Source organism: Faecalimonas hominis (assembly GCF_054660755.1).
On the sequence record NZ_BAAHSH010000037.1, the window covers coordinates 76,275 to 96,268 of the forward strand.

The 19,994-nt window shown below is 38.6% G+C and carries 17 protein-coding genes and 1 pseudogene; 1 reads left to right on the forward strand and 17 read right to left on the reverse strand.

Features of this window, described 5'->3' with window-relative positions; genetic code table 11:
• The 11 genes from gltX to ACYQ35_RS07355 all read right to left on the reverse strand — a co-directional run bounded on the left by gltX (position 1) and on the right by ACYQ35_RS07355 (position 13,219).
• Positions 1 to 1,458 (reverse strand): glutamate--tRNA ligase, encoded by a 1,458-nt coding sequence (gene gltX / locus ACYQ35_RS07305; RefSeq protein ID WP_009461066.1) that lies wholly within the window; start codon positions 1,456 to 1,458, stop codon positions 1 to 3.
• A 67-nt stretch (positions 1,459 to 1,525) separates the two neighbouring features.
• A complete protein-coding gene (locus ACYQ35_RS07310) occupies positions 1,526 to 1,969 on the reverse strand; it encodes a threonine/serine exporter family protein (RefSeq protein ID WP_459831736.1) in 444 nt (147 codons plus the stop codon).
• Positions 1,966 to 2,769 (reverse strand): threonine/serine exporter family protein, encoded by an 804-nt coding sequence (locus ACYQ35_RS07315; protein ID WP_009461064.1) that lies wholly within the window; start codon positions 2,767 to 2,769, stop codon positions 1,966 to 1,968. The genes ACYQ35_RS07310 and ACYQ35_RS07315 overlap by 4 nt, the downstream gene beginning before the upstream one ends.
• Positions 2,770 to 2,846: 77 nt before the next feature.
• Positions 2,847 to 4,136 (reverse strand): PLP-dependent aminotransferase family protein, encoded by a 1,290-nt coding sequence (locus ACYQ35_RS07320; RefSeq protein ID WP_009461063.1) that lies wholly within the window; start codon positions 4,134 to 4,136, stop codon positions 2,847 to 2,849.
• 117 nt (positions 4,137 to 4,253) lie between these two features.
• Complete coding sequence (locus ACYQ35_RS07325; protein ID WP_009461062.1) at positions 4,254 to 4,727, reverse strand: threonine/serine exporter family protein; 474 nt, start codon at positions 4,725 to 4,727, stop codon at positions 4,254 to 4,256.
• Positions 4,724 to 5,512 carry a threonine/serine exporter family protein gene (locus ACYQ35_RS07330; RefSeq protein WP_009461061.1) on the reverse strand — a complete coding sequence of 263 codons (789 nt, stop codon included), beginning with the start codon at positions 5,510 to 5,512 and terminating at the stop codon, positions 4,724 to 4,726. Before ACYQ35_RS07330 ends, ACYQ35_RS07325 begins: the two co-directional genes overlap by 4 nt.
• 100 nt (positions 5,513 to 5,612) lie before the next feature.
• Positions 5,613 to 7,046, reverse strand: coding sequence for an adenylosuccinate lyase (gene purB, locus ACYQ35_RS07335; RefSeq protein ID WP_459831743.1), 1,434 nt, complete (start codon positions 7,044 to 7,046; stop codon positions 5,613 to 5,615).
• Between the two features lie 17 nt (positions 7,047 to 7,063).
• On the reverse strand, positions 7,064 to 7,771 hold the full coding sequence (purC, locus tag ACYQ35_RS07340; RefSeq protein WP_009461059.1) for a phosphoribosylaminoimidazolesuccinocarboxamide synthase: 708 nt from the start codon (positions 7,769 to 7,771) through the stop codon (positions 7,064 to 7,066).
• A gap of 182 nt (positions 7,772 to 7,953) precedes the next feature.
• Complete coding sequence (locus tag ACYQ35_RS07345; RefSeq protein ID WP_459831749.1) at positions 7,954 to 8,718, reverse strand: hypothetical protein; 765 nt, start codon at positions 8,716 to 8,718, stop codon at positions 7,954 to 7,956.
• Positions 8,693 to 9,937, reverse strand: coding sequence for a DUF5716 family protein (locus ACYQ35_RS07350; protein WP_459831752.1), 1,245 nt, complete (start codon positions 9,935 to 9,937; stop codon positions 8,693 to 8,695). Before ACYQ35_RS07350 ends, ACYQ35_RS07345 begins: the two co-directional genes overlap by 26 nt.
• An 18-nt stretch (positions 9,938 to 9,955) precedes the next feature.
• A complete protein-coding gene (locus tag ACYQ35_RS07355; protein WP_459831755.1) occupies positions 9,956 to 13,219 on the reverse strand; it encodes a DUF5717 family protein in 3,264 nt (1,087 codons plus the stop codon).
• 130 nt (positions 13,220 to 13,349) lie between these two features.
• On the opposite strand from ACYQ35_RS07355, the gene ACYQ35_RS07360 reads away from it, so the two are divergent.
• Entirely contained in the window at positions 13,350 to 14,444 is a 1,095-nt protein-coding gene (locus ACYQ35_RS07360) for a pyridoxal phosphate-dependent aminotransferase (protein ID WP_009461055.1), read from the forward strand.
• Between the two features lie 39 nt (positions 14,445 to 14,483).
• Here ACYQ35_RS07360 and ACYQ35_RS07365 read toward each other — a convergent pair whose 3' ends face one another.
• From ACYQ35_RS07365 to ACYQ35_RS07390, 6 genes and pseudogenes are all read right to left on the reverse strand, one after another.
• Positions 14,484 to 15,449 (reverse strand): calcium/sodium antiporter, encoded by a 966-nt coding sequence (locus tag ACYQ35_RS07365; protein ID WP_009461054.1) that lies wholly within the window; start codon positions 15,447 to 15,449, stop codon positions 14,484 to 14,486.
• A gap of 114 nt (positions 15,450 to 15,563) precedes the next feature.
• A complete protein-coding gene (locus ACYQ35_RS07370; RefSeq protein ID WP_459831760.1) occupies positions 15,564 to 17,555 on the reverse strand; it encodes an ABC transporter permease in 1,992 nt (663 codons plus the stop codon).
• Positions 17,548 to 18,315 carry an ABC transporter ATP-binding protein gene (locus tag ACYQ35_RS07375; protein WP_009461050.1) on the reverse strand — a complete coding sequence of 256 codons (768 nt, stop codon included), beginning with the start codon at positions 18,313 to 18,315 and terminating at the stop codon, positions 17,548 to 17,550. The genes ACYQ35_RS07370 and ACYQ35_RS07375 overlap by 8 nt, the downstream gene beginning before the upstream one ends.
• 268 nt (positions 18,316 to 18,583) lie before the next feature.
• Positions 18,584 to 19,588, reverse strand: coding sequence for a tyrosine-type recombinase/integrase (locus ACYQ35_RS07380; protein WP_459831764.1), 1,005 nt, complete (start codon positions 19,586 to 19,588; stop codon positions 18,584 to 18,586).
• A 45-nt stretch (positions 19,589 to 19,633) separates the two neighbouring features.
• Positions 19,634 to 19,702: pseudogene (locus tag ACYQ35_RS07385) on the reverse strand (hypothetical protein); the annotation flags it as partial.
• Positions 19,703 to 19,770: 68 nt separating this feature from the next.
• A partial coding sequence (locus ACYQ35_RS07390; protein WP_459831767.1) for an integrase core domain-containing protein occupies positions 19,771 to 19,994 on the reverse strand: 224 nt, incomplete at its 5' end.

Genomic DNA, 19,994 nt, shown 5'->3' on the forward strand with positions numbered 1-19,994 from the left:
TTATTTGCTTAATAATTCAATTCCTCTGCGGATACGTCTTAAAGATTCTTCTTTTCCTAAGATTTCCATAATTTCCGTAGCGCCGCCCGGTGTATTCTGTTTTCCTGAAACCGCTGTTCTTACCGGCCACATTGCATATCCGTTCTTGCAGCCCTTTTCTTCCACATATCCTTTTAAAGTGGCATACAACGCATCATTGCTGTAATCTTCCTGCGCTTCAAATAACGGAAGGATTTCTTTTAACACTTCCAGAGAAGTTTCTTCGTTTGTTTTCATCTTCTTGTGTGTGTACATTGCCGTATCATATTCCGGTAATTCTTCAAAGAAATCAATATGTTCTTTAATATCAGGGAAAATCTCAATTCTCGTCTTTACAAGAGCAGCAATTTTCTTCAAATCATAATCTTTTGTCACAACTTCTTCAATGTAAGGTTTTGCCAGTTCAAAGAACTTATCGAAATCCATTGCTTTCAAATATTCACCGTTTAACCATTTTAATTTCACCGTGTCAAACACTGCCGGAGATTTACTCATATGGTGATAGTCAAATACTTTTACAAGTTCTTCCAACGAGAAAATTTCTCTGTTGTCTGTAGGACTCCAGCCTAACAGTGCAACATAGTTTACAATCGCTTCTGTCAAATATCCCTGTTCCAACAAGTCTTCATATGAAGAATGTCCGCAGCGTTTACTCAATTTCTTATGACTTTCATCTGTAATTAACGGACAGTGCACATATGTCGGAACTTCCCAGCCAAACGCCTCATATAATCTGTTATATTTCGGCGCTGATGATAAATATTCATTTCCACGCACGACATGTGTAATTTCCTGTAAATGGTCATCTATTACGTTTGCAAAGTTATATGTCGGGAATCCGTCTGATTTAATCAAAATCATATCGTCCAATTCCGCATTCGGAACAGTAATGTCTCCGTAAATGTCATCGTGGAATGTTGTTGTTCCCTCCGTCGGCATATTGATGCGGATAACATAAGGTTTTCCCTCCGCAAGATTCTTCTCCACTTCTTCTTTACTTAAATGCAAACAGTGTTTATCATATACAACAATCTCTGTTCCGCCTTCCGCTACCGTACTCTTTAAAGATTCAAGTCTCTCTTTATCACAGAAACAGTAATAGGCATCTCCCTGCTCTACCAACTGTTTCGCATATTTTAAGTAAAGACCTGAAGCGTTGCGTTCACTCTGTACATACGGTCCGTATCCGCCGTCTTTGTCCGGCCCTTCATCATGGATAAGTCCTGTTTTTTCCAATGTTCTGTATATAATATCAATAGCGCCTTCCACCAAACGCTCCTGGTCTGTATCCTCGATACGAAGAAGGAAATCACCGTCTTCATGTTTTGCAATTAAATATGCATACAATGCTGTTCTCAAATTCCCTACATGCATTCTTCCCGTAGGGCTTGGTGCAAATCTTGTTCTTACTTTACTCATTTTCAACTCTCCTATTCTATGTACTCTCTACCGTCTATTATATATAGGAAGCAGAGAATTGACAAGGTTATTTCATAATCTTCTGTTTCCAATACCGGAAAGAAAACCACTGCCTCGGCATGGATACAATGAAAATAATGCCAAGCACAATGGCAAATGCTATTTTAACCGAGGAAATTCCCATCTGTGAGGGAAGTGCAACGTCCCCCGTAACAAAATAATATGCCGTATAGTACACGCTCGCTCCCGGCACAAGCGGAAATATTCCCGAAATCAAAAAGACCGTAATCGGACATTTTTTCCAGACAGAGAAAATTCTGGAAATCAGAACGACCATCAGCGTTCCGATAAAAGAAGCAACCGCCGGCGAAGAAAAATCAACAGCCATACGGTAACAAAGCCAACCCGCAGTACCCGTCAGTCCGCAGTAAAAATAAAACTTTTTATCTACATTGTATAAAATGGAAAACGCCAGCGTTCCCATAAACGAACTGATAATATCCGATATCACAGCGCAAACCCTCCTAACATATTTTGATAAAGAGTCAGCACTACTCCGACTCCAATTGCCACATAAACAAACACCAAAACAGCATCAATCATGCGTACCGTACCGGAAATAAAATCACTTCTCGCTATATCCCTTATGGCATTGGTAAATGCAACTCCCGGTACAAGTGGAAGTATTGAACCGATAATAATTTTATCTCTCCTTAAAAACGGAAAACAATAATTACAGACAAGAAGAGCCAAAACCGTTACAAGTCCCGCCCCCACAATATTGACAATCACTTTCGATATCGGGTGTTTTTCCGTGAAGGTGACAAAAGTATATAAAATCATGCCGATAACAAAAGCGACAGCGCTTTCAAAAAGGTTTCCCTGAAGCAGATAACAAAATCCGCCGCTTCCCATTCCCGCCGCAAAAATGCGGAAATACCTTTTTTTCGGCGGCATATTTTCAATCTCTTTCAACTTTTCAATCGCCTCATCAAGGCTAATCCGCCGTGCAGTTATTTCTCTCGACAAATCATTTACGGCAGTTACAATACCAAGGTGTGTGCCGGACAGCGGAATATGTTTTACTTTTGCAAACATTTCCTTTCCCTCTTTCTCAGCCGTAATAAAAATTCCATTACTCAACACAAAAGTATCTACTTCTTTGATGTGATACCGCTTACATATGTAATCGATTGTTTCCTCCACACGAAAAATTTCCGCACCGTTTTTTAAGAGAATTCTTCCTGCGTCCAGAGCAAAATTCAACACCTTATGCATTTCTTCATATTCAGGAACTTTCTTTTCTTCCATCGCTACTCCTTTTCATAATGTAGAAAAAAGATAGCAATAAGAGACACTCTTATCTGCTACCCTTTCTCTATTAAAATCTATTTCTTTTCTTCCAGTAATTTATCTATACTTACCAATTTCACACTTAAAACAAAAATTTCCGATGCAATCTTTAACTCTTCCGGTGTCGGATAAGACGGAGCAATTCGGATATTGCTGTCTTTCGGGTCTTTTCCATATGGGAACGTCGCCCCTGCCGGAGTCATAACCAAACCTGCCTCTTTCGCCTTTGCCACAATAGCCTTTGCACAGCCTTCCATCGCATCAAAGGAAATGAAGTATCCGCCTCGCGGAGCCAGCCACGAACCAATTCCAAGGCCACCCAACTCTTCTTCCAGCACCTCTAATACCGCCTCAAATTTCGGTCTTAAAATATCCGCATGAAGTTTCATATGTTTTACCATGCCATGAATGTCTTTATAAAATCTTGCATGGCGCAATTGATTTAATTTATCGTGTCCGATTGTCTGAATTGTCATCTGCTTGCGAATTGCAACGAGGTTGGCATCAGACGCCGCAATTGCCGAAACTCCTGAGCCCGGAAAACTTACCTTTGATGTGGAACAAAATTTATATACCATATCCGGATTGCCTTCTTTTTTACATTCCATCAAAATCTCAATCAAATAATCCTGTTTGTCTTCATATAAGTGATGAATCCCGTAAGCATTGTCCCAATAAATTCGGAAATCTTTTGCCGCCGGTTTTAACTTGGCAAAACGGTGTACCGTCTCATCAGAATAAGTGATTCCCTGTGGATTTGAATATTTGGGAACACACCAGATTCCCTTGATCGCCTCATCTTCACTTACCAGTTTTTCTACCAAATCCATGTCCGGACCACTCTCCGTCATCGGAATGTTAATCATCTCGATTCCGAAATGTTCCGTAATTGCAAAATGTCTGTCGTATCCCGGAACCGGACATAAGAATTTCACTTTATCTAATTTGCACCAAGGTGTACTTCCCATTACACCGTGTGTCATGGAACGTGCAATTGTGTCGTACATTACGTTCAAACTGGAGTTACCGAAAATAACAATATTGTCCTTTGGAACTTCCATCATGTCTGCGAGTAACTGTTTTGCCTCCTGAATTCCGTCTAATACACCGTAGTTTCTGCAGTCCACACCTTCCTGACATTTTAAATCAGACTTGCTGTTTAGGACGTCCATCATTCCCATTGCCAGATCAAGTTGTGCTGCTGACGGTTTCCCACGCGACATATCAAGGTTCAATCCTTTTGCCTTCACTTCAGAAAACTGTTCTTCCAACTCATTTTTCAACTTTAAAAGTTCCTCTTTACTCAACTCACTATACGCTACCATCACAGACCCTCCTATTTTCTCGTTAATGGTTATTTTATACACTTTTTGACGTTTAGTCAATTGTTTCTTTCATTTTTTTCTATTTTTATTGTGTTATGTAGAACTTTTTGCAATTTTTTATTTTCTTTTATTCATTTTTCTTTTCGTATAGGATAATGAATTCTGCTTGATTCCATTTTTCATAAAAAACTTAAAAATCGTGTCCATAATAAAAATAGCCAGTGCGATAACCCCCGCAATCTTTAATGTTTCCGTAAAATAATGGGCGTACATTTCACTGTCCCCCATAATCATATAATAGGCTATGCGGTACATACCCGCTCCCGGCACAGTGGGAATAATTCCGGCAATCAAAAAAACAGTGACCGGTGTTTTCATCGTCCTTGCAAATAAATGGGATACGAGTGTTACCGTCAGCGCCGAAAAGAACGAAGCGAACACCGCTCCCGTTCCCATCGCTTCACTGAGCAGATATATCGACCAGCCGATTGCAGCAACAACTCCCGCAAGCACCAAATATTTTTTCGGAATTTCAAGCAAAATGGCAAATCCGAAAATGGCAATAAACGCTCCTATAATCTGTAATATCATAAAACTGTCCTCCCGATAAACTTACTTCCAAACAGCATCATTCCGATACCGACTCCAAGTGCTATGGACGCTGCCTTGATAAACGCCTCCAACATTCTTGAACTTCCCGTAATGTAATCTCCCTGTAAAGTGTCCCTTACTGCATTCGTAATTGCCACTCCGGGAACGAGAGGCATAATCGCACTGATAATAATCGTATCCATATTTATCGACACGGGAAGATATGCTTTAAGAAGTATAGTCAGTACCGTAATTGCCATAGAAGATATGGCGTCCATCATAAAGTCATGTACCTCAAGCCTTCTCCCCGCTTCCATACAAAACCCCAGCAGAGCGCCTACTATCGCAGATGTCCAGATTTCGTTTACCTTCCCTCCAAACATCATGGTAAAACCTATTACCGCAATAATTGTGGCAGAAAAATGATACAGAGGCGATGTAAACTCCTTATATCTGCCCGATGCAATCTTCTTTAACTCCTGGTAGGCTTTATCTACTGTAAGTTCTCCACTGCAAAGTTTTCTGGAAACTTCATTCACACGCACAACTCTGTTCAAATTTGTCCCTCTGTCTGTCACTCTCTTTATAATCGTAGACGGTTTCTCTCCCTCTTTTTTTAGAGTTGCCATAATTCCCGTCATCATTACCAGAACTTCCTTTTGTTCTGCATCTGCATTCTTTAAAATATGGCTCATCGTATCTTCTACACGATATGTCTCTGCTCCGCTGCATAGCATAATCTCGCCGGCAAGCATCGCCGTTTCCATTAGTTGTTCATTATTCATCTTCTGCCTGCTCCTTTTTCATGAAAACTATCTGTACTTTTGTAAATTCGCACATGAAAAATAGAATGTGCATAGCACATTCTATTTCTTTACTTTCCTATTATACATTAATCTCAGCCTTCATGCCAAGTATATTTTTATTTTCTTCCAACATTGGATTTACTACGTTTTTCAGGAAGGCATCTACCTGTTCTTTTGAACGTCCAACATATTTTGTCGGATCCATTGTCTTCTGTAAATCTTCCAAAGTCAGATTGAAAGCAGCGTCCTGTGCGATTAATTCCAAAAGATTATTATCTAACCCTTTCTCTTTTACATTTCTTCCTGCTTCCATAGAAAGTTCACGGATTCTTTCATGAAGTTCCTGTCTGTCTCCACCTGCTTTTACTGCGTCCATCATAATGTTCTCTGTCGCCATAAACGGAAGTTCTGACATAAGACGTTTTTCAATTACTTTTGGATATACAACAAGACCGTCCACAACATTTAAGCAAAGATCCAGAATACCGTCGATTGCCAAAAATCCTTCCGGTACACTTAAACGTTTGTTAGCTGAGTCGTCCAATGTTCTCTCAAACCACTGTGTTGCCGATGTGATGGCAGGGTTCAGCGCATCTATCATAACGTATCTCGATAAAGAGGCAATACGCTCGCTTCTCATCGGATTTCTCTTATATGCCATAGCCGACGAACCAATCTGTGTCTTTTCAAACGGCTCTTCCACTTCTTTCAAGTGCTGAAGAAGACGAATATCGTTGGAGAATTTGTGAGCACTTGCCGCAATTCCCGCAAGCACGTTCACAACTCTTGTGTCTACTTTTCTCGAATATGTTTGTCCTGATACTGCATAACATTGCTCGAATCCCATTTTTTTCGCAATCATCGGATCAATTTTATCAATAATTTCCTGATTGCCGTCAAATAATTCAAGAAAACTTGCCTGTGTTCCTGTTGTACCTTTTGAGCCTAACAGTTTAAGGCTTTTCAGCACATAATCCAAATCTTCCAGATCAAGCATAAACTCCTGCAGCCAAAGAGTTGCTCTCTTACCTACCGTAGTAGGCTGTGCAGGCTGAAAATGTGTAAAGGCAAGTGTAGGAAGCGCTTTGTATTCCTCAGCAAATTTTGCCAATTCAGCAATTACATTCACTAACTTTTTCTTTACCAGTTTCAAGGCTTCCGCCATGATAATAATGTCCGTATTATCCCCCACATAGCACGAAGTCGCACCGAGGTGGATAATCCCCTTTGCCTTCGGGCATTGCTGTCCGTAAGCATATACATGAGACATTACATCGTGACGCACAAGTTTTTCTCTCTCTTTTGCCACATCATAATTAATGTTATCTGCATTCGCCTTTAATTCTTCAATCTGTTCTTCCGTAATATTTAATCCAAGTTCGCGTTCTGTCTCCGCAAGTGCAATCCATAATTTTCTCCATGTTCTGAATTTCATGTCCGGAGAAAAAATGTATTGCATCTCTTTACTCGCATAACGTTCTGATAACGGGCTTTGATATCTGTCTGTACTCATCTGTAATCTCCTTTAAATTAGATTCCTAAACGTTTGAACACTTCGTTGTATGCTTCTTCCACATTTCCCATGTCACGGCGGAAACGGTCTTTATCTAATTTTTCATTTGTGTGTACGTCCCATAATCTGCATGTGTCAGGTGACACTTCATCTGCGAGGATAATCGTTCCGTCTTTCAAACGTCCAAATTCAATTTTGAAGTCGATTAATTTCATATCTGCCTGAAGGAAATATGCTTTTAATACTTCATTTACTTTTCTTGTATACGCCTTGATTGTGTCAATCTCTTCCTGTGTCGCAAGTCCGAGCGCCAAAGCATAATCATCATTGATAAACGGATCACCTAAATCGTCATTTTTATAACTGAACTCAAGGATTGGACAAAGAAGTTCTTTTCCTTCTTCCACACCCATTCTTTTGGAAAAACTTCCTGCTGCCACATTACGAACGATAACTTCAAGCGGAACGATATCCACTTTCTTTACTGCTGTTTCACGGTCGCTTAATTCTTCAACTAAATGAGTAGGAACGCCTTCTTTCTCGATCAACTTAAATACATGGTTTGTCATGCGGTTATTCACAACACCTTTTCCTACGATAGTTCCTTTTTTCTCTCCGTTAAATGCAGTTGCATCATCTTTGTAATCTACAATAACAACGTCCGGATCATCTGTCATAAATACTTTCTTCGCTTTTCCTTCATATAACTGCTCTAATTTCTTCATACGTTTACACCAATCCTTTTCTTGATTTTTAACTTGTTTACACGAAAAGTATAATACAAGGCAGATAGAAATGCAACCATTCCACCCGCCTTATCTTTCCGGATTATCATTATTTATTATAAATCCAACTCATTAGTTTGACTTATATATCTCTTTTCATTTATTACTATTTGTAATTTAAACTACTTTTGTCCGCTATAGAAACGTTTGTAAGAACGAAATGTTTTCTCGGGATCTTCTATGGAAATCTGATTTTCCCATTCTTTCTCCCTCTCCACAAGATAGCCGTCCGCCTCCCGGTAAACTTCGTGTTTAGACAGAAACGCTTCATATTCTTCCACTGTCATATATTGACGGCAGCAGTATACATATGCGCGCAGCATTGATTCTTCCTCACAAATCTGAAACGCTGACAGAAATCTCTCTCCCGCTTCCCTGTATAAAAACAACCTGCCATAGGCTGTTCCCAGACACCCGTAGACTTTCCCATAGAACTTCGGTTCTACTGACTCATCTCTCTCATCATGCAAAATAGAGAGATATCCTCTGATCGCCGCTTCCGTTTCACCATTTTGCAAAAGGCTGTCCGCCTTATACTTTCTCTTTTCTACATCTTTTTGATTCTTTAACTGTCTTAATGTCCCTTCTATATGGCTGAGTTCATTTACCGTATAAATACCGCTGTCTTTTAAAATGTATAAAACAAACTGCTCTGCGGAACCGTGTGACTTCATACAATCATTCAGTTGTTTTGCAAGCCCCTCTTTCTCCAGTTCCTCTTCAATCCAGTCACACAGTTTTCTATTGACTAATGTGTGATCTATCAGGTATGGGAAATTGCAAATATAATAGCAAAGTTCTTCCAGCGTATAGATTTTTTTATGCACCCGTGTAATCTCATACGGCTGTCTCGCTCTTTTACTATGACAAAGAATTAAACTGCCCATCACGTCCTCCTAACTCTATCACCGTCTGTGTCTGAAATCCCGATGATCCAAAAAAGTTTCCAAACCCAACATCTTTCCATGTAATTTCACATACATGTTCATCTTGAAAAATGACATTCACCTGCAGGCGAACTGTATATTTTCCCCGTTCCGGAAGATTTTCCAGCGGCACTTTTATCGCTCTTACTGACCGTTTTGCAAGGGATTCCACATGAATTTCTATGTCTTCCGTATCCTCCAGCAAAATTTCAAACTGCTTATCATTCTCGTACCACTTTGTTCCCCACTGTACAATCGGATACCATGCGTCCATACCATTTACCCTAAGTTTCAGACAAATCTGCTCCGTCATCTTTGTTTCATCTAAATACACAAGGCCTCCGCTTGACTCGTCATCTTTGTAGCGCGCCGCATAACACGCCCCTTTGCTGTACAGGTTATCTCCCTGAAATGCACGTCTTCCATTGCAGAGTGTTCTCAGCGAGTTCGGATACCAGTTCTTTTCAAATCCCTCTCCAATTAAAAATACGGAAGAAATCAGTTTCCTGTTAAACACGCTTTTTATAAATTGATTAAACTGTTCGTCAGCTTCCTTTTGCCCGTCTTCATTTGCGAGAGGATATACCATGGCAAGTTCTTCCCAATCCGCATTAGCCACCTCATCTACGGTAACAAAAGTATCACGCCCTTTTTCATACCCTGTGCGTAACTTTTTTAACATATATGTGCGCACTCCGCTTCTGTCACAGTAAAAAAGAGCAGACTCATACTGCCATAATTCTTTCGGCTGATGGAACATATAATAGCAAAAACTCTCCCTGTTATCCTGCACATACACTTTTTCTTTTGCTATGCCAAGTTTCTGTCCAACGCTTTTTAAAAGATGCACAATATCCACATCTATTTCAGGAAGAGAAAATACGATTGTTTCTATATGATGAAACTGTTTTAAAACAAGTTGAATATATAAAGATAACAGCCAGATGCCTTCGTATGTGTTTTCTCCCACCTGTATCATGTCATGTTTTTCTGCAAGAGAAAGCAGGTCGCAGATACCCTCTTCCCCCGCTCTTTCTCCATATACCCATTCCTGCCCTTCTTTACTTATCACCAGTGGAATGCGCTCTGCTGTTTTTGGTTCTGTCTGCCCTTCTTCGCAATAACTTATCTGGCATGTATGTTCATTTAGTTCCACGCCAACCAAATAACCCCTTTGCATTTTTCTTCCCTCTTTCTTCTAGTATATTTTAAATAATTCTTCCGCCATTTTTTCTTCCAGTTGGTATTTGAAAAGAGAATCTTTCAATTCGTCCCCTTCCATTTTACACATGGCATTCAGGCGCCCGTATTTTCCAACCGGTTCAACTTTTCTTTCCTGTCTGCACACACCGCTTTCTTCGCAGATAATCGCTTCCCCTGCCTGTTCCCTGAATGTATACGTCAGACTTTCCTTATTAAATAAGACAAATTCTTTAACATAAATATTTGCGTAAACCGGCTGAAGCTGTTCTGTAACCGTACCGCGGTTTAACTTATAGGTAAGTTTTACTTTTCCCTCTTCTCTTGCCTGATATTGAATCAATATTTTATCGTGCAATAGAACTTCTCTCAACCATTCCTCCTTATATTTTAAATAGAACGGAAATACAAGCTGTCTGTCGCAAAGTTCCTGCAAAAACAGTTTTAATCTGTCTTCAACTTCACTTTCAAAGGAATGACTCGCATAAAATTTCAGCACCGCTATTTTACATACTTCCGGAAGTTCAGTTCCCTTTTCATATTCATTCAGAATAACCTGTATAATCTCTTCTTTCGTCTCTCTGTCCTTCACAACATATTCCCGGGAAATATATGACAAATACGCCTGTTTTAATCGGAAGTATACACTTCCCCTATAATAATCCATAAAAATCTGTTCTTCATTAAACATCGTTTCTGAATATAACATTTGTGTAATAATCCGTTCAGCAAGCGCGTCCGTTTTCACTTCATAGCCCCTTGCCACATTCCAGACTTTTTTCATATCTTTTGTTGCACCGCAATAATAGTCGGACAAATACGTGAGCGTCACTTTATCATACTGTTCTCTCTCTAAAAGTGAGAAACAAAGATAGGTGAGGTAATCGTCCTCTTTTTCCTCTTCTCGAATATGTTTACTGCAGAAACGGAACACTTTCTCTTCCCCAAAAAAGTCAATACCATATCTCTTTACTGTTTCAAGTGTCAACTCTGTCTGATTTTCTTCTTCTCCCGTTTCCAGCAATAATTCTTTGTCCTTATACATCTCTGCAAACTGAGATTCAAAGCAAAGTCGTGTCAGTTCGTACGGAATCGAATCTGCATAATGCTTACCGTCATCTGCTTCCCACACGATTCTTGATGTCTTGTGATATAGAAGAATTTTCGTTCCTTCTTTCCTATACGCTACACGCTGGCTGATTACACCGTTTTTCTCAATAACAAGAACATATTTCATGTGGGGAGCAGCCGTCTTCACAATATATACATGAGAAATATCATAAATGGCTCTCATTCTCTCCATATCTAAATCCGGTTCATTGCAGAAACGTTTATAGAGCAGACGCAGATGTTCATTGATTCGTCTCTCTTCCAGTTGTCTCCACGCAAACGCTTCCATCTGTTCCCGATAACTTGCAAACAGTCTGCTCTCCTCGTCTTCATAAGTCAGAACGTTCTCATACAGGAATGCGGTATTTTTGTAATCCAAAGAACTTCCGTGTACAAAATATAACCAGACTGTTCTTGGAAACTGTTTTTTCATTCTTTCTTTATCTGCAGACATAATGTAGTATTCATACAGTTTTGCAATTCTAAGTCCCGCTTCCACCGCTCTTTCATACCAGATAAAATAAGATTTTTCTTTTTTATCTCCTTTTATGAGCAGCGTACAGATTGCATTTAGAATCATCTCCTCAGGATACAACTGATAGGAACGCGCCAATATCTGATATAATCTGTCTTTATACGCCTTCTCCTGACTGGCAAGATTCGCCGTATAAAGCGCCAATTCTTTTGTAATCATGGAATATTTCGCTGCAAAATCCAATATTCGCAGTTCAAACTGGCCCAATTTTTTTAGAAGGCTACTCTTCTCCTGAAAGCAAATGTACGCTTCAATATATAAAGGAATCTGATTTGCCCCCTTTTCAAACTGTTGCCGTAATATATGGATTCTATCGCCGTAATTACGATATCTTACATCTATATTTAAAATCATACATAACAACTGCCATGATTCAGGGTGTTTTGCGTATGCCTTGTTCAATTCATCTGTCACTTTTTTGATATGGCTTTCATCTTTGGCCAAAAGCCCTGTCAAAAACAGGTAGTAAGAACCTATTTCGGTCTTCTTTCCGATGGCAAAACGGTTATAATTGTAATTCTCTAAAAACCATTTCCCCTCTTCTTTACGCCCTCCGCGCAAATATACGTGAGCCATAAGCAATTCATAAAACTCATTATCCGGCGCAATCTCCTGCAGTTGTCTAACCAGTTCAACCGCCTGATTTGTCCATTGTTTTAATTCTAATCGACCTGAAACACAGGCCATATAACTTTTCAGCAGACAGCCAAACATAAGTTTTTCTTCACCGTGTTTTTCTCTATGAGAAGACTGCTGATGTACGGTTACCGGATACGTTACTGTCTCATACGGAGTCTCCACAACAATTTCGCCATAATTATATCCTGCATGTAATTTCTTTGCATCAATCACATATTCTAAATAATAATTTTCTCCGACAAAATCCTCTGTCGTAATACTTTCTTCAGAAACATGAAGAAAATCTCCCGAGGCAGAAATCTTTATTAAAAGATACCCCCATGTATTCTTTGTAACTACAGCCCTTTCCTTTTTGCTCTCCTCATAATCAGAAAATTCCGCTTTTTCCTCATCAAAGAGTAGATAAATTTTCTCTTTCTGCTTAATACCTACCAAAAACTCTTCAAGCGCCTGCTCGTCCAGTGACCATTTTCGCATATTGCCGTAGAGAGCGGTAATTCTGCTGTCCTCATATTTCAACAACTCAGCAAACTTCTTTGAACGGAACAATTTACAAGCTTCAGAAAAATCTGCTTTGGCAAGTCTCTTAAACTCTTTGAGCGTCTGCACTTTCCCATATTCTGTTATAACAAAAGGCCGTTCAATCACGGCTGTATAGGCAATATCATATTCTCCGCCATCGCAGACTATTGTAAACTTCCCATTTTCCACGTCCCCCGGCGCCATTCCCGCACCGTCAAATGTGTAATGAATCTCTACGGGATTTCCCTGAAACCCCTGTTCTTTAAAATGTATGCGAAAGGAAGACGGATAAATCAAACCTCGAATATCCCCCTCTTTTCTGTTCTGCAACGTAAAACTTCCTTCATATACTTCCCCTTCACTGACGCTCATCGCAATATGGGTTTCCGAAAATTGTACGTCCGGCTGTATAACTTCAAAATCTCCTTTTGAAATTCTTTTAATTTTATTTTTCATGCTATCCACCTGCTACTCTTTTGTTTCTTGCATTGCATTTCATCAATTTCACGCTATAATGTATATTATTATAGCATTATTTTTTTATTTATGGCAAGTTTATTATATTAATCCGAAAGGCGGTTCTCATATGAGCAAATTACAACAGTTTCACGGAAGCGATTTAGAAGCAGTTGCCCGATATTTTCATCTTCCTCAGGAAGAAATTATTTGTTTCGGAGCAAATGTAAATCCGCTCGGTCTGTCATCGTCCGTGAAAAATACATTGGCGGAACATCTGGAAATAATTTCATCTTATCCCGACCGAGATTACAGTTCATTAAAAAAACAAATTTCCCACTATTGCCATGTCTGCCCGCAAAATATCGTTGTCGGAAATGGCTGTACGGAACTTATATCACTTTTTATTCAATTATTGAAACCAAGGCGCGCTTTACTCCCCATTCCAAGTTATTCCGAATACGAGAGGGAGATTGCCTTATCCGGCGGTACAGTAGAATACTTCCCTCTTTCTCAGGAGGAAAATTTTTCTCTTAATCTGTCTTCCTTATATAAAGTACTGGAGAAAAATATTGATTTACTGATTTTATGTAATCCAAACAACCCAACTTCCACCGCTACATGCGTTGATGACCTGACACGGATTCTGTCTTTCTGTAAAGAAAAACATATATTTGTTATGATTGATGAAACTTACGTGGAATTTGTGGAGGATATGGATAAAATTACCGCTATGCCTTTGACAGAATCCTTTGACAATCTGATTGTACTTCGGGGCGTCTCCAAATTTTTCGCCGCACCGGGACTGCGGTTTGGCTACGGTGTTACCGGAAACAACGGCCTCCTCTCACAACTGAATTCCATCAAAAACCCATGGAGTTTAAACAGTATCGGCGCTTACGCAGGAGAACTTCTTCTGTCTGACAAAAATTATATCCAAAAATCACGTTCGCTTATTTCTTCTGAAAGAAAGCGTATCTGCAAACGGCTTCGCGCCTTTTCTTTTATACAGGTGTACGAACCTGCTGCAAATTTTATTTTACTGAAAATCTGCAAGGACAATCTGACTTCCTACGACGTATTCGTCCACGCCATTCAAAGAGGACTGATGATTCGCGACTGTTCTTCTTTCGTCGGTTTGGAAGGCGAATTTATCCGCTTTTGCCTGATGAATCCGGAAGATAACGACCGGCTTCTCGACTGTCTGGAAGAAATCCTTGCATAACAGAAAACCAGCCACCTCATTTGAAGTGACTGGTTTTTATTATCTGATAAACAAATATGCCATATACGCTGCATAAGTCGCAACCATTGCCGCGCCCATACCTTTAGAAACTCTCTGTTTCCTGCAGATAGGAATAAAGAAAACAATGGAAACTACTATCAGAATGGCGATATCATATAAATATGTATTGGCAACCGCCATAGGAAGAATCGTTCCTGAAACACCTAAAATAAAGAAAATGTTAAAAATATTTGAGCCCACAACATTTCCAAGTGAAATATCGCTCTCTCCCTTTTTCGCTGCCACAATTGATGTGACAAGTTCCGGAAGAGATGTTCCAAAAGCAACAATAGTCAGTCCGATAAACGCCTCACTCAGTCCAAATGCCCTTGCAATCTCTTTCGCTCCGTCTACAACCATATTTCCACCGATAATGATTCCCGCCAAACCGATAATACATACAAGAACACTTTTGCCAAGGGTGTATTTTACTTCTATCTCTTCTCCGCTTTCCTTGTGTTCCGCTCTTCCTTTTAATCCTTCGCGTATCGCCAGATACATAAAAACTGCAAAACCGACAAGTAAAATAATTCCGTCCACTCTGCTAAGTTCCATACTCGTCTTGCCAAACAGTGTATCCATAGCAAGAACACCAAGCAATACTGCCGCAATAATGGAGATTGGATAGTCCTTTTTAATCATACTCTTCTTTACATGAAGAGGATAAATAAAGGCACTTACTCCAACTACAATCAGCAGATTGAAAATATTGGAACCGACAACATTTCCAATGGCAATATCATTGCTCCCCTTCATTGCTGCCGATACACTCACCGCAAGTTCGGGAGCGCTCGTTCCGAAAGCAACAATGGTAAGCCCAATGACTACAGCCGGTATATGTAACTGTTTTGCAATGGAGGACGCCCCATCAACAAAGAAGTCCGCTCCCTTTACCAATAAAACAAACCCAATTACTAAACAAATAATTGCAACAAACATATCCATTTTTCTTTCTCCTTCTCTTTTTCAAAAGTCGCCTAGAAAATATCATATCACTCTCCCTATCGTTTTACAATAAAAAAGTACACAAAACACATGGTTTCATGTACTTTTCATTCCCTATTTTACAATGCGGTAATACTCTTTTGTCGTAATCATAAACACAATGGTATAAAAGATGCCAAACACAAGCACTGTCACCGCTGTTGTCCCTGCAATCAGTTTCACATTTTCCAGTGCAAATGCCGAAAGCAATTTTGTAATGATTTTAAACGCCACTATCACATGAATAACCGCACAGATAAGCGGAAGGTAGAATACGCTCATCACCTGGCTTCTGATAGAATTTTTAACTTCCTGTTTGCTCATACCGACCTTCTGCATAATCGCAAACCGTTCCTTATCACTATAACCCTCTGATATTTGTTTATAATAGATAATCAATACAGTTGCCATAAGGAACAGACCGCCGAAGAAAAGACCTAAGAAAAGAAATACGCCGTATAAGGAGAAAAATTCCTCTCTTTCGGTTTCTTTAAATTCTCCCCGTATAGTATCCGCATTCATCGGAAAACTTTTTTTCAATTCCTCAGATGCTTTCATAATATTTTCTTTGCTTCCCTTGAAATCCAAACTCTTATAATAACACTCTGTTGTATTTTTCTGTGTTTTATCATCTCCGAGAAGAGTATCAATCGCTTTTTGATCCGGCATCACAATATAATACATATCAATCATCATCTGCAATTCTTTGTCGAGATTTTTCATTTTCATTTTTTTCACATGAAATTTTTCACCGTTAATCGTCAGTTCATCTCCCGAAACATTATCTCCCTTTGCTCCGTAATAAAGAATTTCATTCTCTCCAAGTATTTCATTTCTCTTTTCAACCTGATTGAACTCTTCCAACGTCATAAACCGAACTCCACAATAAGAAGAAACGTCCAAAGTTTTAGGTCCGATATCGTCTATATTGGTCACAAGCGTATTTTTCCCTTTAGTCGCATCTGTTTCCGTATAATAATATGATACTTCATCTTTCGCTTCCAACTTATATGTTTCCAACGCTTTCTCCACGCCACTGTCAATCGTGTGAATAATCTGTTCCTTATCTTCTCCTTTGACCACATCGCCCATGACAATACACTGTTTCGGAAATCTTGTGCTTAATATATCCTCCAAACCGGTATACATCGCCAATGTAGTCGATAACATAATCAATACCATTGTACTTAAAATACAGATATTTCCAAGTCCCACCGCATTTTGCTTCATACGGTACATCATTCCCGAGACAGAAGTAAAATGCTTTGTTTTATAATAATAGTTTTTATTTTTTCGCAGCATTTTGAGAAAGGCAATACTGCCCGCCGTAAATAAAGCATATGTGCCAATAATAACAAGAATAACAGCAACAAAGAAATATCCTAACGCATTCATTACACTTTCTGTACTCAGGGCAAGATAATATCCGATTCCCAATGACACAATACCGATAATCGTCATGATTATTTTTGTTTTCGGCTCTTTCTCCCCCTGATTACTTCCATGCAATAATTCTATCGGATTCGCCAAACTTATCTGGAAAAAATTAAATAGCAGGCTTACAAGGAAAATACCCGAAAATAAAAGAATGGTCCCCACAATTGCCTTCGGCTCAATGGCAAATTCCATATGTGCATCAAAATGAAGAATTTTCAGCATAATCAGGAACACTAATTTTCCAAAACACATTCCGCCCAAAATCCCGCCTACAAGGCTTATCAGTGCGATTATCAGCATTTCTACCGTAAGCATCTTAGCGATATGTCTTTTTCCAAGTCCCAATACATTATAAATTCCTATTTCTTTTTTCCTCTGCTTTATAAGAAAACTATTCGTATAAAACAGAAAAATTGCTGAAAAAATGCCAACTATCGACACACCCATGCTAAGCATTTCGCGAAAAGTTACTTCTCCGGGAACACCTCCAATCCCTTTGTTCATTGTCAGTCCATAAATAATGTAAAACATCATTACGGTAATCACACAGGTAATAATATACGGAACATATGTCCTTCTATTATTTTTGATATTGGTTACCGCAAGTTTTCTATAAATAGAACTACTCAATTCTGTCACCCCCTGTAGTCAGAGCCGTTAATGTATCTGAAATCTTCTGATACATTTCTTCATTGGATAAGTTTCCCCGATACAACTGATAGAACACTTCTCCGTCTTTAATAAATAACACACGGCTTGCATTGCTCGCCGCTTTTACGCTGTGGGTTACCATCAAAATTGTCTGACCGTCCTGATTGATTTCCGTAAATAATTTCAACAATTCATCTGACGCTTTGGAATCCAGCGCTCCTGTCGGTTCATCGGCAAGAATCAGTTGCGGTTTTGTGATTAACGCTCTTGCAACTGCTGCCCTTTGTTTCTGTCCTCCTGAAACTTCATACGGATATTTATTCAGAAGACTTTCTATTCCCAGTTTTTTCGCAATCGGCATAAGCCTTTTCTCCATTTCATCATATTTCTTTCCTGCTAACACAAGTGGAAGAAATATATTGTCTTTTAAAGAAAAAGTGTCAAGCAGGTTAAAATCCTGAAAAACAAATCCCAAATTCTGTCTTCTAAATGCCGCCATCTCCTTTTCTTTAATTGTGGATAAATCCCTTCCTTTTAGTAATACTTTTCCACTTGTCGCTTTATCTAAAGCAGCCAAAATATTCAGCAGTGTTGTTTTACCGGAACCGGACTCTCCCATGATTGCGACATATTCTCTCGGCTCAACAGAAAAACTCACATCAGAGAGCGCTTTTACCTGATTTCCTCCAAATCGTGTTGTATATATTTTCTTTATATTTTTTACTTCTAAAATTGACATCTTTATGTCCCCCTTTCTATCTTTCCTCTTTATTATAAAAAAAGAAGAAATGTACTGCCATAGATTTGACTTACATTTCTCCTTATAAATCTTACAAAATTGTAAGGATTGGTAATTTATCATTGCTCCGCATAACTCAGAATATCTCGGCAAATGGCTTAAAACCGTTGTTTCTATTTACACCCATTATCTGCATAACTCAGCACTCATTTGGTGTAAAAATTGGTGTAAAATTCGTTTTGGTGTAAACTGATTGGTGTAAAATTTTTTAAGCCATTTCTGATAGTCTTAAAGCATCTAAACGCTCCATTTCTCGTTGTAAGCGGGCATCATCTACATGGTTATAAACTTTCATGGTTGTTTTAATGTTGTTGTGTCCCATAATATCTTGTAACACCCTAATATCCATTCCCCTCTCTGCTGCCCTTGTACATCCTGTATGCCTTAATATATGACTTGTTATATTAGGAAGTAACTGTGCCTTTCTTTTTTCAACCTCTGCTTTATCCATTTCTTGCTTATTATAATCTTCAACAATTTTCTTTAACCAATAATCAATTTTATTTACAGTCATCAAATTATTTTTACTATCAAGAAATAGAAAATTTTTATATCCATCAACTTTATAGTTTTCTAGTTTTCCCTCTTTCATTAAAATTTGTTTTTGTGAAATTACTGCTCTCACCGCATCCTGACTAAGCGGAATAATTCTTTCAGATTTGCGTGTCTTGGGCTTGGCAATAAAGAAATTACAATTCTTATATTTTAATTGATGGTTCAAATCCCATACCTTTTCTTTAACATCAATATCGTCTAATGTAACCCCTGCCAATTCACTTGCTCTACACATTGTTTCTATCATAAACAGAAACATCCAGTAAAATCTCTTATAAGTTTTATGTGTTAAAATAAATTTCATAAAATTATACTGTTCTTCAAGTGTTAAAGAAAATCGTTCCTGACTAAATATTTTTAAACTACGTACAATTCCCACAGCATAATTTTTTCTAATATAATCTTCCTCACAAGCAAAATTTAATAACGCATTTATTATTTTTCCTATAAGAATAATCGTTCCATTCCCACACTCATCTTCTTGCATTTCTCTATACATTTCTACAAAATGGTATTTTCTAAGCATTTTAATCTCTACAGAGTTTGGAATTGTTCTTTCCCTGACATTTTTATTCCACATTTGGTTGTAGTTTATTTCTGTATCTGCATTCAATTTTTTCACGCTCATATATAAATCAAATAGTTCATTAAGAGTCATTTTACCTGCCGTATACGAAATAAACTCTTGAGTATCCCTTTTTATCAGTTCTTCTTTTTCTCTTAAAGAAATATCTTTCTTTTTACCTTTTGGATGTGGATCTGTTTGTACAAGTCTCCAACTGTATTCCGTTTGGTCCTATGTCAAGATTTAGTACAAGTTAAAATGAGGTTTTCCTCATCTTAACCTGCCAACTGCAATTCGTCTTGTTGAAGCCTACGATACAGCTCTTCATAATCGTTTGGTGACATATAATCACAGTGACTATGAATTCGTTTCGTATTGTAGAACGCTTCCAAATATTCAAAAATCAAACGATATGCATGGTCATAATCTCGAATCTTAAACCGATTCAGCCATTCTCTCTTAATCAGGGAATGGAATGATTCAATACATGCGTTATCCC